Here is a 13,471-nt window from a genome sequence, read left to right on the forward strand (position 1 = left end):
ATGAAACTCACCAACCTCGCCCTCTGCGCCGCGCTCGGCGCGACCCTCGTCTCGGCGCCCGCCTTCGCGCAGGAGATCACCTTCAAGGCCAGCCACAACGCCAATGCCGACGAGCCCTACGGCGTCGGCATGCGCAAGATGGCCGAGATCCTCGCCGAGAAGTCCGGCGGCAAGGCCACCATCGAGGTCTATGACAACGCCACGCTCGGCGACGAGATGGAAAGCATCCAGGGCACCCAGATCGGCACCGTCGACATCGCCGTGACCGCCAACTCGACGCTGGCCAACTTCGTGCCGGACCTCTCGGTCTTCTCGCTGCCCTTCCTCTTCGACAACGCCGAGCAGATGGACCGCGCGCTGAGCGATCCGGCCGTCCTCGCCGAGATCGACGCCGCGCTCGACGCGCAGGGCTTCCACCTGCTGTCGGTCTTCTCGGCCGGCACCCGCCACATCATGACAAAGAAGCCGATCGAGAAGCTCGAGGACATGGCGGGGCTGAAGATCCGCACCATGCAGAACCCCGCCCACGTCGACACGTTCAACGCCTTCGGCGCCAATGCCACCCCGATCGCCTACACCGAGCTCTACGGCGCGATCGAGACCGGCGTGGTGGACGGGGCAGAGGCCGCCAACACCAACTTCTACTCGCAGAAGTTCTACGAGGTCGCGCCGGACTGGGCCGTGGTCGGCTGGCTGGAACTGGTTGCCCCGGTGATCATGGGCAAGGCCGCCTACGAGGCGCTGCCCGAGGACGTGCAGGCGGCGCTTGACGAGGCGGGCCTCGAGGCCGGCAAGGCCGAGCGCGCCAACTACCTCGCCTCGGACAACGCCCGCTTCGCCGATCTCGAGGCGGCCGGCGTGAACATCACCCACCCCGACGTCGAGGCCTTCCGCACCGCCGCCGCGCCGGTGCAGCAGAAATACCTCGAGACCGACGCGCAGAAGAAGCTCTTCGAGATGCTGAAATCGGTCGAGTAAACCCCGTTACCCGACCCAACTGCCCGGCCGCGCCCACTCCGCGGCCGGGCCTCTGACCTGACTGCCGCAAGAAGGCCCGTTCATGTTCGCACTTCTCGAACGCCTCTGCCTTGCCCTGCGCCGCGTCGTCTCGGGCGTGGTGATCCTGCTCTTCACCGCGATGATGATCTCGGTGCTGGTGCAGGTCGGCGGGCGCTACGTCTTCAACTACTCGATCGCGCAGGCCACCGAGATCGCCACCTTCAGCCAGATCTGGCTGGTGCTGATGGGCGCGGGCGTCGCCGTCGCCAAGGGCCAGCACGTCGCCATCGACATGCTGCCGGCGCAGCTTCCGCTGGCCTATGCCCGCGTCGCGCTGATCGCCATCGCGCTGGTCATCGTGGCCTTCCTCGCGGTGCTCGCCTGGGGCAGCCTGCCGCTGCTGAAGATGGGCACGTTCCAGAGCTCGCCGGCGCTGCGCATGCCGATGAAATACGTCTACCTCTGCCTGCCGGTGGGCGCTGGCTACATGGCGCTGGAGCTGCTGCTCTCGGTGCTCCAGCGCTGGGACAACCCGTTCCCGCCGCCCGAACCCGACGCCGAGGAGGCGCTCTGAATGCTGGTCATCGCCTCTGCCTTCCTCTTCCTGCTGGCGCTCGGCGTGCCGGTGGTCTTCGTGCTGGGCGCCTCGGCGGTGCTGGCGCTGGTCACCACCACCGACGTGCCCGTCGCCATCGTCAGCCAGCGCGTCTTCGCGGGGCTCAACTCCTTCACCCTGATGGCCATTCCGTTCTTCGTCTTCGCCGGGGTCATCATGGACGCGGGCGGCATCTCGCGCCGCATCGTCGATTTCGCCTCGGCGCTGATCGGCTGGGTGGTCGGCAGCCTCTACCAGGTGAGCTGCGTGGCCGCTGCCGGGCTTGCGGCGATCTCGGGCTCGGGCTCGGCCGACACCGCCGCGATCTCGGCGATCATGCAGCCGCAGCTGCGCCGGCGCGGCTATGACGTCGACTTCGGCGCGGCGCTGATCGCCTGCGCCGGGTCCATCGCGCAGGTCATCCCGCCGAGCTTGACGATGGTGATCCTCGCCGTGGTCTCCAACGTCTCGATTGGCGCGCTCTTCGTGTCGGGCGTGCTGCCGGGGCTCATGTGCATCGTGATCCTGATGGTCATCGCCTATTTCCAGGCGAAGAAGGGCGGCGAGGTCTACCGCGACGCCGAGCCCTTCACCATGGCGCGGCTCGGCCGCACCGGCTGGGCGGCGCTGCCCGCCGCGGGCATGCCGGTGCTGATCCTCGGCGGCATCCTCGGCGGCATCTTCACCCCGACCGAGGCGGCGGCGGTCTCGGGCTTCTACGGGCTGCTGGTCGGCGCCTTCGTCTACCGCGACCTGAAGCTCTCGGCGCTGCCGGGGCTGATCCTGCGCACCGCCTCGCTCTCGGCCGCGGTCATGCTGATCATCGGCACCGCCAGCGTCTTTTCCTGGCTCATCGCCAATGCCAACGTGCCGAAGCTGCTGGGCGAATGGATCGCCGGGGTCTCGTCGAGCCAGGTGATGTTCCTGATCATCGCCAACCTGCTCTTCCTCTTCGTCGGCATGTTCCTCGAGACCATCGCGGCGATCCTGATCATCGTGCCGGTGCTGGCGCCGATCGCGGCGCAGATGGGGGTGGACCCGATCCACTTCTCGCTGCTCGTCATCCTCAACTGCGCCATCGGCACCGTGACGCCGCCCTACGGCGTGTCGCTGTTCGTGTCGTCGAGTGTCGCGGGCCGCACCGTGCTGCAGGTGTCGCGCCGCCTCGGCTGGCCGCTCGCCGGGCTCTTCGCCATGCTGATCGCGGTGACCTTCATTCCCGACCTGTCGCTGTTCCTGCCGCGGCTCTTCGGGCTCATCAACTGACCTCACCTTAGGACCAAGACCAATGACCAAGCTCAAAGTCACCATCGCGGGCATCGAGTTCGACGCGCGCTTCGAGGAGGCCGCCGCGCCCAAGACCGTCGCCGCCTTCCGCGCGCAGATGCCCTACAAGAGCCAGGTAGTGCACGTGCGCTGGTCCGGCGAGGGCGTGTGGATCCCGCTCGGAGAGACCGATTTCGGCGTCGATTACGAGAACCACACCAGCTTCCCCGCGCCGGGCCAGTTCATCCTTTATCCGGGCGGCATCTCCGAGACCGAGATCCTGCTGGCCTATGGCGGGGTGCATTTCGCCTCGAAGATGGGGCAGCTTGCCGGCAACCACTTCATCACGCTGACCTCGAACCTCGACAAGCTGGCCGAGATCGGCCCCAAGGTGCTGTGGGAAGGCGCGCAGGAGATCCTCTTCGAGGAAGTCTGAGACCGAAACGACCAAGGACACGGCCATGACGACGACCCCGATCAGCTACGGCGCGCGCCTGCGCCAGCTTGCCGCCGCGCGCGGCGATGCCGAGGCGGTGCGCTTCCTGCCCGCCGAGGGCGAGGAGCAGAGCCTGAGCTGGGCGGGGCTCGACGCCATGGCCGACCGTTACGCCCACGCGCTTCTGGCGCGCGGCGTGGCGCAGGGCGACGTGGTCGCCTTCGCGCTCGGCAACATCCCCGCGCATCTGGCGCTCGCGCTCGCGGTCTGGCGCATCGGCGCGACGACCCTTGTGCTCGACCCGGGCATCAAGCCCGAGACCGCCGCCGCGATGAAGGCGCGCAGCGGCGCGGCGCTGCTCGTGGGGCAGGGCGCAGGGCTGGGGGACATCTCCCTGACGGAGTTCGAGGCGCTGGCGGCAAGCCTGCCCGCGACCCCGGTCGAGGACCGCGTCCCGGCCCCCGGCAAGATCGTGCTCTCGGGCGGCTCCACCGGCCTGCCCAAGATGATGTGCGACGACCGCCCCTTCATCCGCGTGCCCGGCGCAAGCTGGGGCCGCGTGGCGCCGCGGCTCGGCTTCCAGTGCGACCAGACCCAGCTCGTCTGCGGGGCCATGTCGCACAACGCGCCCTTCACCTGGGCGCAGAACGGGCTCTTCGAGGGCAACCGGCTGGTGCTGATGGAACGCTTCGACGCGCTGCGCGCGCTGCGGGCCATCGACCGGCACGGGGTGGGCTTCGCCATGCTGGTGCCGACGATGATGGTGCGGATGATCGACCGGCTGGCCGAAAGCGGCGCGACACTCGAAAGCCTGCACGCGCTCTACCACACCGGCGCGCCCTGCGCCGCCTGGCTCAAGCAGAGCTGGATCGACGTGCTTGGCGCCGCGCGGGTGACCGAGATGTACGGCTCGGGCGAGAACACCGGCCAGACCACGATCACCGGCGCCGAATGGCTGGACCACCAGGGCTCGGTCGGGCGCGGCTTCGAGACCGAGATCCGCATCTATGGCCCGGGCGGCAGGCTCCAGCCCACTGGCGCGCCGGGCGAGATCTTCATGCGGCCCGACGACCTCTCGGGGCGCAGCCATTACACCGGCCCGGACGCGCCGGCGCCCGAGCGCGACGCCGACGGGTTCCAGAGCATCGGCGATGTCGGCTGGCTGGATGCCGAGGGCTATCTCTACCTTGGCGGACGGCGCGACGACGTGATCAACACCGGCGGCGTGAAGATCCACCCCGAGACCGTCGAGGCGGTGCTGCTGCGCGCGCCGGGCGTCGGCGACGCGGTGGTCTTCGGCGCCGAGGACCGCGAATGGGGCCAGAAGGTCATCGCCTGCCTCGTGCCGAAAGAGGGGGCCGCGCTCGACGAGGCGGCGCTGCGCGCCTTCTGCCTCGAAAGGCTAGGGCCGCAGGAGGTGCCGAAGTCCTTCCGCATCTGCGAGACCCTGCCGCGTGACGGCTTCGGCAAGATCCGCCGCAAGGCGCTGCGCGCCGAATTCGCCGAGGCGGGCTAGGCGGGCTGGCGCGGGCGCCGGAACCCTGCGTCATCCTCGTGGTTTCCTTGTCTGCCGGAGAAGGGTAAAGCGGGCCGGTATTCCGCCGGGCCGCAGCCCCGGCCCCCATGACGGACGCAGACATGAAACTCATCATCGATACCGACCCCGGGGTCGACGACGCGCTGGCCATCCTCTACGCCGCCGCGCATCCGCAGATCGACCTTCTCGGGCTCACCACCGTCTTCGGCAATGTCACCGTCGCGCAGGCGACGCGCAACGCGCTCTACCTCGTCGAGCGCGCCGGGCTCGACATCCCGGTGGCCGAGGGCGCGGCCAAGCCGCTGCACCTGCCGCCCTTCACCCCGAGCCACCACGTGCACGGGCCCGAGGGCTTCGGCGACCTGCCCGAGATGACCCCCAAGGGCGCAAAGATCGCCGAGAGCGCCGCGGAGTTCCTCGTGCGCATGGCGCGCGAGCACAAGGGCGAGCTGGTGCTCTGCCCGATCGGCCCGATCACCAACGTCGCCGACGCCATCGCGCTCGACCCCGATTTCGCGGGCAACCTGCGCGAGATCGTCTTCATGGGCGGGGCGCTCGACGCGCGCGGCAACATCACGCCCTATGCCGAGGCCAACACCTACCATGACCCGCACGCGCTCGACATCGTGCTGCGGAGCGGCGCGAAGATCCGCATGATCGGCCTCGACGTGACGATGGAGGTGCTGCTCACCGCCGAGGACTTCGAGGAGCTCGAGCGGCGCGACCCCGCGCACGGCGCCTTCCTGCGCGAGATGAGCCACTTCTACCTCGAGTTCTACCGCACCGTCGGCGCCGAGGGCTGCGGCCTGCACGACCCGCTGGCGGTCATGGCCTGCGTCATGCCCGAGCTCGTCGGCGTCGAGTACACGCCGGTCGACGTGGTGCTGGAGGGCCCCGAGATCGGCCGCACCCGCCGCGCCACCGGACGGCCCGAGATCGAGGTCGCGCTGACCTGCAGCGGCGCGGACATCAAGCGCCTGTTCCTCGAGAGCTTCGGCGGCTGACACGCGCCGGGGCGCCGGTTGCGCGCCCCGGCCACGGTCCTGGCCAATGGATGCGCCCTCAGCGCGGGGCGGGAACGCCGCTCACCAGCCGGGCGGCGTCGAGGATCGAGAAGACCGGCCGTCCGGTGACACGTCGGATCGCCTCGGCATAGGGCGGCAGGTTGCCGCATTCGAGCACCAGCGCGGCGATCTCGGGGCTGCGCGCCACCAGCGCCTCGGCGGCGGCGCAGACCTCGCGCTGCATCTCCCCGGGATCGAAAGCGGCGCGCTGCTCGGTCTTTGCGGCAAGGAAGGTCTCAACGAAGAGCGCGCTCTGCTGCATGCCGCCGATCCGCACGTCCCCGGAGGCGACACCGGCGGCGCGTATCGCGTCCGGCCCCAGCGCCGAGGCCGAGGCGGTCAGCACGCCGATCGGCCGCTCTCCCATCATCGGGCGCAGCATCGGCAGCAGGCAGAGCCCGGACAGCAGCACAGGCACCGGCAGGCCGCTCGCGATGTCGCGCTGCACCGAGATCAGGAAGCCGCAGGTCGAGGTGATGAGGCAGGCGCCCTCCGCCACGAGTTCGGCCGCGGCAGCGCGGAAGGCGGCCACCAGCTCGGGCGCGGGCCGGCCGTCGCGCACGATGTCGGGGCTGCCGGCGCCGGGCACCACGCGGACCCGCGCGGGCAGGTGGTAGCTCTCGGGATTGCCGGCGTCACCGGGGATGCGCGGGAAGCGCGTGTCGAGGCTGAGGATGCCGATGAAAGGCGTCATGGCTCACCGCTGTCTGCGGCGGGGAAGCGCCGGGACGCTCCCCCGCGGGATCACTGCTTGGCCTGCACGAGATCCGGCAGCCATGTGGCAAGGCCGGGGAAGAGCACCAGCACGCCAACCATCAGCACCATGATCAGGAACATCGGCAGCGCGGTGCGGGCGATGTAGCTCATGTCGTGCCGGGTCATTCCCTGCAGCACGAAGAGGTTGAAGCCCACCGGCGGGGTGATCTGCGCCATCTCGACGACGACCACGATGAAGATGCCGAACCAGATGAGGTCGATGCCCGCCGCGCGGATCATCGGCTCGATGATCGCCATGGTCAGCACCACCGCCGAGATCCCGTCGAGGAACATGCCGATGATGATGTAGAACACCGTCAGCGCCGCGATCAGCGCCACCGGCGAGAGATCCCACGCGGCGATCACCCCGGCCAGCGCGCGCGGCACGCCGGTGAAGCCCATGGCCAGCGTCAGGAAGCTTGCCCCCATGAGGATCAGCGCGATCATCGCAGAGGTGCGGGTGGCGCCCATCAGGCTGTCGCGGAAGGCGGGCCAGTCGAGCGAGCCCTGCAGCCCCGCCAGCACAAGGGCGCCGATGACGCCGAAGGCCGCCGCCTCGGTCGCCGTGGCGATGCCGAGATACATCGAGCCGATCACCACGAGGATGAGCGCGATCACCGGGATCAGCAGGGTCGAGGCGCGCAGCTTCTCGGCAAGGCTCATCGCCGGCTCGGGCTCGGGGGTCTGGTCGCGGCGCACCACCGACCAGATCGCGATATAGGCCATGAACATCGCCGCGAGCACGATGCCGGGGATCACGCCCGCCATGAAGAGGCTCGTGATGCTCTGCTGCACCGTCACGCCGTAGACGATGAGCGTCAGCGAGGGCGGGATCATCAGGCCGAGCGTCGCCGCCCCGGCGAGCGTGCCGATGATCATGAACTCGGGATAGCCGCGCTTCCGCAGCTCGGGGATTGACATCTTGCCGACCGTGGTCAGCGTCGCCGCCGACGAGCCCGAGACCGCCGCGAAGACCGTGCAGCCCACCACGTTGGAATGCAGAAGGCCGCCGGGGAAGCGCGAGAGCCAGGGCGCGAGCCCCTTGAACATGTCCTCGGAAAGCCGTGTCCGGTAGAGGATTTCCCCCATCCAGATGAAGAGCGGCAGCGAGGTCAGCGTCCAGCTCGAGGACGAGGTCCAGACGGTGATGCTCATCGAGCTGCCGGGGTTGCGCGGGGTGAAGCCGATCATCCCCATGTAGGCGACGCCCATCAGCGCGAGCCCGACCCAGAGCCCGGAGCCGAGCAGGAAGAAGAGCACGAAGAGGAAGACGCCGATCTTCAGCCCCACCGCATCGCGGTCGAAACCGGTCATCAGGTGGACGGCGGCGTAGAGCACCAGCGCGCTGCCGAGGCACATCGCCAGCCGCAGCTTGCGCGATGCGAGCGCGTCGCGCAGCATCGGCTTGCGCGGCGTGTCGACGCCCATCTCCTCGGTGAAGAGCAGGCCGAGCAGGCTGTCGACCACGGCGATCGCCAGCAGCACCGCGCCCACCGCCATCGACAGCTGCGGGATCCAGAGCGGCGTTCCGTCCTGGCCTTGGCTGATGTCGTTGATCTTGTGGCTGAGGAAGGGGGTCTTCACCGCGTACCAGGCGAAGAACAGCGCCACCGCGGCGCCCGCCGTGTAGCACCAGATCTCGATGCCCCGCCGCCAGGCGCCGCCGCGCTCGACCAGCATGCCGACGCGGATGTGCTCGTTGCGGCGGAACGTGTCGGCGAGCGCGAGAAACGACGCGGTTGCCATGGCATAGCCGGCATAGTTCGCGCCTCCGGGGAACAGGATGCCGAGCCAGCGCGTGACCATCTGGGCGACCACGAGGCAGAGGATCGACACCAGCGCCAGCGCCGCGCCGTATCCGGAGAGTGCGTAGAGCCCGTCGGCAAGGCGGCGAAGGGGGGTGGCTGCTGTCATCGCGGCGCGGCCTTCCATGTCAGTATCTGTCATCGCGTTCACGGCAAGCGGCGGTCGCGGCCTTCCGTCACGGAAGACAGGTCGGCGCCCCGGTCCTGCCGGGGCGCCGCGCGTCCGCGATGCCGGCCCTTAGTTGGCGTTGTAGGCGTCGACGATGGCCTTGCCGTTCTCGCCCGCGGTCTCGAGCCACTCGGCGGTCATGGTCTTGCCGATCTCGTGCAGCTTGGCGGTGATCGCCTCGTTCGGCGGGTTCACGTCCATGCCGTTGTCGGCGAGGGTCTTGAGGAACCCGCCGGCCAGCTCGGCAGCCTTCTCGGCGCCGCGGGTCTGGGCCGCTGCGGCCTCGTCGAGCACGCAGGTGCGGGCGGCGTCGGAGAGCCCGTCAAGCGCGTCCTTGTTGACGAAGACGGTGTTGCGCGGCAGCCAGGCCTTCACGTCGTAGAAGTTGGTCATGTCTTCCCAGACGCTCTCGTCGACGCCGGTGGCGCCCGAGGAGATCATCGCCGAGACGACGCCGGTCGCCAGCGCCTGCTTCAGGTCCGCGGCCTCGACCTGCGTCGGCACCATGCCGGCCAGCTCGGCGACGCGCGCGGTGATCGAGTTGTAGGCGCGGAACTTGGTGCCGGCCATCGCCTCGGGGGTCTCGACGGGCTTGGAGAAATAGAGGCCCTGCGGCGGCCACGGCACCGAGTAGAGCGGCACGATGTTCTGCTCGGCCAGCACCTTGGCCAGCACCGGCTCGGCTGCGGCGCGCAGCTTCTCGGAGGCCTCGAAGGAGGTGGCCAGGAAGGGGATCGAATCGTAGGCGAAGACCGCGTTCTCGTTGGCATGGGCCGAGAGCAGCCGCTCGCCGATCTGTGCCTCGCCGAGCTGCACGGCGCGCTTGATCTCGTCGCCCTTGAACAGCGAGCCGCCGGCGTGGATGACGATCTCGAGCTCGCCGCCGGTGCATTCCTTGACCGCGTCGGCGAAGGCCTGGGCATTCTCGGTGTGGTAGTTGGACGCGGGATAGGCCATCGGCATGTCCCAGGTCTCGGCCGAGGCGGCGCCGGCCAGCGCGGTGGTCAGCGTCAGGAACGCGGCTGCGGTGAGTTTCATGGTGTACCTCTCTGTGGTTGCTCGGGTTTTGTTTTTCTGTCCCGTCCGCCATGTGTGTGACCCTACGGCGGGTTTTGCAATCACGTTTGCAGAAGTTGCGCGGCAAGGGAACGGCTTATTGCGTGGCGGTGACGCCGGGCAGGCATCGGGAAGAGGCAGGCGGCAACGAAAATCCCCGGACAGGCGGGCTGTCCGGGGCGCTGTCGCGGGGGCGGAAGATCTGGCCTCAGGCGGCGAAGGAGGTCTTGCGGCCCGCGCCGTTGCGGCTCTTCATCAGCGGCTGGATGTACTGGCCGAACTGCTCCATGCCGATGATGAAATCGTCGAATGTCAGCATGATGCCCTTGAGCCCCGGCACCCCGGCGATCTCGTCGAGCATGGCGGCGACCTGCTCGTAGCTGCCGATCAGCTTGAGCATCCCCGTCGGCTGCGGGTTCTGGATGCCGCGCACCAGCGCCGCGGCGGTCGAGCCTTCCTTGGCGACCTTGTCCTGCCCGGCCTGCGCGGCCTGCCATTCCAGCGCCTCGATGTCGGTGCCCTGCTTGTAGAGCTCCCACTTCTGGAAGGCGAGCTCCTCGGTGCGGTCGGCGATGACCATGAGCAGCAGGAAGGCGCCGGTGTCGCGGCCGTGCTTCTGCGCGGCGGCATTCACCCGGGCCACGGTCTCGCGCGAGGCGGTGGTGTTGTTCAGATCGCCCCCCGAGCCGACGAAGTTGTAATCGCCGTACTTGGCGACGAACTCCATGCCCTTCTCGGACTGGCCCGCGCCGACGATCGGGATGCGCCCATTGGTGGGTCGCGGCTCGAGCACGCAGTCGTCCATCTGGAAGAAGTCGCCCTTGAAGTTCGAGCGGCCCTCGGCCCAGAGTTCCTTCATGATGGTGGCGTATTCGGCGGCGTAGTCGTAGCGGCGGGCGAAGTGCTCGGGCGTGAGCTCGATGCCCATCTGCTGGTATTCCTTGGGCTGCCAGCCGGTCACCATGTTCACGCCGACGCGGCCCGGCGCGATCGAGTCGAGCGTCACCGCCATGCGCGCGGTCAGCGCCGGCGGCAGGGTCAGCATGGCGCAGGAGGCAAAAAGCTTGATCCGGCTGGTCACCGCCGCGAGCCCCGACATCATGGTGAAGCTCTCGAGGTTCTGCACCCAGTATTCCGACGGGCCGTTGTAGCCGCGCAGCTTGATCATCGAGAGCGCGAAATCGAGCCCGAAATGCTCGGCCCGCTGCACCACCGCCTTGTTCAGATCGAAGCTCGGGTAGGTGTCGGGCGCGGTGGTCGAGATCAGCCAGCCGCGGCGGCCGATGGGAAGGAAGACGCCGATCTGGGTCATGGGAGGTCCTTTCTCTCTCTGTTGGGGCGGTCCGATCTGGGTCGGGTCCGGGGATGCGGGCCGGGGTCAGGCGGGCGTGTCGCCGCGCCGCCCGGCAAGCTTGGGGTCAGTGTCGGCAAGGGCGCGCGCGCCGCCAATCGACTTGTTCTCGGCAGGCGGCGTAGTTTTTCTCAGGGGTGCGGAGGCGCGTGCGGGCCCGGGCACGAGCCGCGCCAGCGACGGCAGCGCGAAGAGCGGGACCAGCGCCATCAGCAGGTAGGCGGCGTGGAAATGCTCCGGCTCGAGCGCGGCGGCCTCGCCCTGCAGGAGGTGCAGCAGCATCGCGGCGACCGAGATGCCGAGCCCCATGGTCAGCTGCTGGAACACCCCCGCCGTGGCCACCGCGCGCGACAGCTGCCGCGGCTGAAGGTGGTCGTAGGTCAGCGTGTTCACGGCGTTGAAGAACAGCGTGCGGATCGCCCCCGAGACCACCACCAGCGCGACGATCACCCAGACCGGCCAGCCCGGCGTGACCGGGGCGAAGGCCGCGAGGGTCAGGCTGCCAGTGAGGGTCAGCGCGATCAGCACCGGGCGGTAGCCATGGCGGGTGATCAGCCGTTTCAGCAGCGGCTTCGAGACCAGCGAGCCAAGCGCGCCGATCGCCGAGAGCAGCCCAGCGTGCAGCGGCCGGAACCCCATGGCGAGTTGCAGGAAGAGCGGCAGCAGGAAGACCGTCGAGTTGAGCCCGACCCGGCCGATGCCCCCGGCGATCACCCCCACGCGGAAGCTCTGCCCCGAGAAGAGCGACAGCACCAGCGCCGGGTGCGCCACCCGCTGCGCGTGCCGGCGGTAGAGCGCGAAGACCAGCACCGAGAGCGGCAGCAGCGCCAGCCCCACCGCGCCCCAGAGGCTGATCGCCTCGAGCCCGAGCTGGAAGAGCACCAGCGCCAGCCCCGCCAGCGCAAAGCCCGCGAGGTCGAAGCGCTCGACCTCGGCCTTCGGCAGGGCGGGCAGCGGCGGCACCAGCCAGAGCGTGCCCGCCACCGCGCCGAGGCAGATCGGCAGGTTGACGAAGAAGAGCAGCCGCCAGTGGTAGAACTCGATGAGGGCCGCGCCCACCAGCGGGCCGATCAGCGGACCGATCAGCACCGGCACGGTCAGCCACGTCATCCCGTCGAGCGTGCGGTCCGGCCCGAAGGCGCGCAGCACGATCATCCGTCCCACCGGCGTCATCAGCGCGCCGCCGAAGCCCTGCAGCACGCGGCAGGGCACCATCGCCTCGGGGGTCGGCATGAAGGCGGCCAGCACCGAGCCCAGCGTGAAGAGCCCCACTGCGCCGCAGAACACCCGCCGCGCCCCGAAGCGGTCGGCGAACCAGCCCGAGACCGGCATGAACACCGCCAGCGACAGCAGGTAGGCGGTGACCAGCAGGTGCAGCGACAAGGGCGAGCGTTGCAGGTCCCCGGCGATGCGCGGAATGGCGATGGTCAGCAGCGTGGTGTCCACCCCCTGCATCAGGAAGGCCAGCGCCACGGTGAAGGCGATGGCGATGCGGTGCGCCTCCGAGCGGGTCGGCACGGCATGCGGGTCGTCGAGGGGGGCGTGGGTCAGCGTGTCTTTCATGCCTCCTGCATCCGCCGCCGCCCGCGCCCCGGTCAAAGGAGATTTCCTCCGAGCCCGGCGCAGGAAATCTCAGGGGGGCGCGGGCTGAAAAAGCCTCAGCCCCTTGGCCAGTTTTCCGCAGTAGCCCGGCGCCGCGCCCGCGCCCTAGGCTGCCGCGACCGCCACAGAAGAACCGGAGAGCATCATGGCCCACGCCTGGGAAGACTTCCTGACCGAGAACGACCGCAAGCTTCTCGCCGCGCGCAAAAACCTGCGCGAGCCGCACGGGCCGGGCCGGGTGAACGCGCTGCTGGTCATCGACATGCAGGTGACCGCGGTGGGCGAGGACCGTCCGATCCACGAGCAGGTCGACCGCTTCCCCGGCGCCTGCGGCCCGCATGCCTGGAAGGCGATCCCGCCGCAGCAGCGCCTGCTCGCCGCCGCCCGCGCAGCGGCGATGCCGGTGATCTACTCCAAGCATGTCTTCCACGGCTACACCGGGCTTGCCCGTGCCTCGGGCGGGGTCTTTGCCGCCACCGATCCGCGCTCGGAGATCCCCGCAGAGGTGGCCATGGCCGAGGGCGAGATCCTCGTCGAGAAGCAGACCCCCTCCTGTTTCGCCTATACGAACCTTCACCTCATCGCGAAGGAGAAGGGCATCGACGGCTTCCTCGTCGTCGGCAACTCCACCTCGGGCTGCGTGCGCGCCACCTGCGTCGACGGTGAGGCGCTCGGCTACAGGATGCAGGTGGTCGAGGAGGGCGTCTTCGACCGGATCGAGATGAGCCACGCCGCCGCGCTCTTCGACATGCAGTTCAAGATCTGCGACGTCATCGACGAGGCCCGCGCGATGGAGATCATCGGTGCGCCGGGCGCGCTGAAGAAATCCGCCTGA

12 protein-coding genes and 1 pseudogene are annotated in these 13,471 nt (G+C 69.3%); 7 read left to right on the forward strand and 6 right to left on the reverse strand.

From position 1 onward, the window contains the following. The 6 genes from PVT71_RS14260 to PVT71_RS14285 all read left to right on the forward strand — a co-directional run bounded on the left by PVT71_RS14260 (position 1) and on the right by PVT71_RS14285 (position 5,837). A complete protein-coding gene (locus PVT71_RS14260) occupies positions 1-978 on the forward strand; it encodes a TRAP transporter substrate-binding protein (RefSeq protein ID WP_353474729.1) in 978 nt (325 codons plus the stop codon). Positions 979-1,060: 82 nt separating this feature from the next. Continuing rightward, positions 1,061-1,573, forward strand: a complete 513-nt coding sequence (locus PVT71_RS14265; RefSeq protein ID WP_353474730.1) for a TRAP transporter small permease — start codon at positions 1,061-1,063, stop codon at positions 1,571-1,573. Then, positions 1,574-2,860 carry a TRAP transporter large permease gene (locus PVT71_RS14270; RefSeq protein WP_353474731.1) on the forward strand — a complete coding sequence of 429 codons (1,287 nt, stop codon included), beginning with the start codon at positions 1,574-1,576 and terminating at the stop codon, positions 2,858-2,860. It abuts the gene before it with no gap. Positions 2,861-2,882: 22 nt separating this feature from the next. After that, positions 2,883-3,296 carry a DUF3830 family protein gene (locus tag PVT71_RS14275; protein WP_353474732.1) on the forward strand — a complete coding sequence of 138 codons (414 nt, stop codon included), beginning with the start codon at positions 2,883-2,885 and terminating at the stop codon, positions 3,294-3,296. 25 nt (positions 3,297-3,321) lie between these two features. Beyond that, positions 3,322-4,812 (forward strand): AMP-binding protein, encoded by a 1,491-nt coding sequence (locus PVT71_RS14280; RefSeq protein WP_353474733.1) that lies wholly within the window; start codon positions 3,322-3,324, stop codon positions 4,810-4,812. 122 nt (positions 4,813-4,934) lie between these two features. Beyond that, positions 4,935-5,837, forward strand: a complete 903-nt coding sequence (locus tag PVT71_RS14285; RefSeq protein WP_353474734.1) for a nucleoside hydrolase — start codon at positions 4,935-4,937, stop codon at positions 5,835-5,837. A 58-nt stretch (positions 5,838-5,895) separates the two neighbouring features. Here the strand turns inward: PVT71_RS14285 and PVT71_RS14290 are convergent, their stop codons facing one another. The 6 genes and pseudogenes from PVT71_RS14290 to PVT71_RS14315 all read right to left on the reverse strand — a co-directional run bounded on the left by PVT71_RS14290 (position 5,896) and on the right by PVT71_RS14315 (position 12,597). Further along, positions 5,896-6,591, reverse strand: a complete 696-nt coding sequence (locus tag PVT71_RS14290) for an aspartate/glutamate racemase family protein (protein ID WP_353474735.1) — start codon at positions 6,589-6,591, stop codon at positions 5,896-5,898. 50 nt (positions 6,592-6,641) lie between these two features. After that, positions 6,642-7,967 carry a TRAP transporter large permease subunit gene (locus PVT71_RS14295; RefSeq protein WP_353475572.1) on the reverse strand — a complete coding sequence of 442 codons (1,326 nt, stop codon included), beginning with the start codon at positions 7,965-7,967 and terminating at the stop codon, positions 6,642-6,644. Positions 7,968-8,105: 138 nt separating this feature from the next. After that, positions 8,106-8,600 (reverse strand): annotated as a pseudogene (locus PVT71_RS14300) (TRAP transporter small permease); the annotation flags it as partial. Between the two features lie 96 nt (positions 8,601-8,696). Beyond that, positions 8,697-9,665, reverse strand: coding sequence for a TRAP transporter substrate-binding protein (locus PVT71_RS14305; RefSeq protein ID WP_353474736.1), 969 nt, complete (start codon positions 9,663-9,665; stop codon positions 8,697-8,699). A gap of 226 nt (positions 9,666-9,891) precedes the next feature. Continuing rightward, the gene (locus PVT71_RS14310) at positions 9,892-10,995 is read right to left on the reverse strand and encodes an LLM class flavin-dependent oxidoreductase (protein ID WP_353474737.1); all 1,104 of its coding nucleotides are present in this window, start codon (positions 10,993-10,995) and stop codon (positions 9,892-9,894) included. 66 nt (positions 10,996-11,061) lie between these two features. Beyond that, on the reverse strand, positions 11,062-12,597 hold the full coding sequence (locus PVT71_RS14315) for an MFS transporter (protein WP_353474738.1): 1,536 nt from the start codon (positions 12,595-12,597) through the stop codon (positions 11,062-11,064). 184 nt (positions 12,598-12,781) lie between these two features. On the opposite strand from PVT71_RS14315, the gene PVT71_RS14320 reads away from it, so the two are divergent. Further along, complete coding sequence (locus tag PVT71_RS14320) at positions 12,782-13,471, forward strand: isochorismatase family protein (RefSeq protein ID WP_353474739.1); 690 nt, start codon at positions 12,782-12,784, stop codon at positions 13,469-13,471.

Origin of the sequence: Salipiger sp. H15 (assembly GCF_040409955.1) — a bacterium.
Lineage (GTDB): Bacteria > Pseudomonadota > Alphaproteobacteria > Rhodobacterales > Rhodobacteraceae > Salipiger.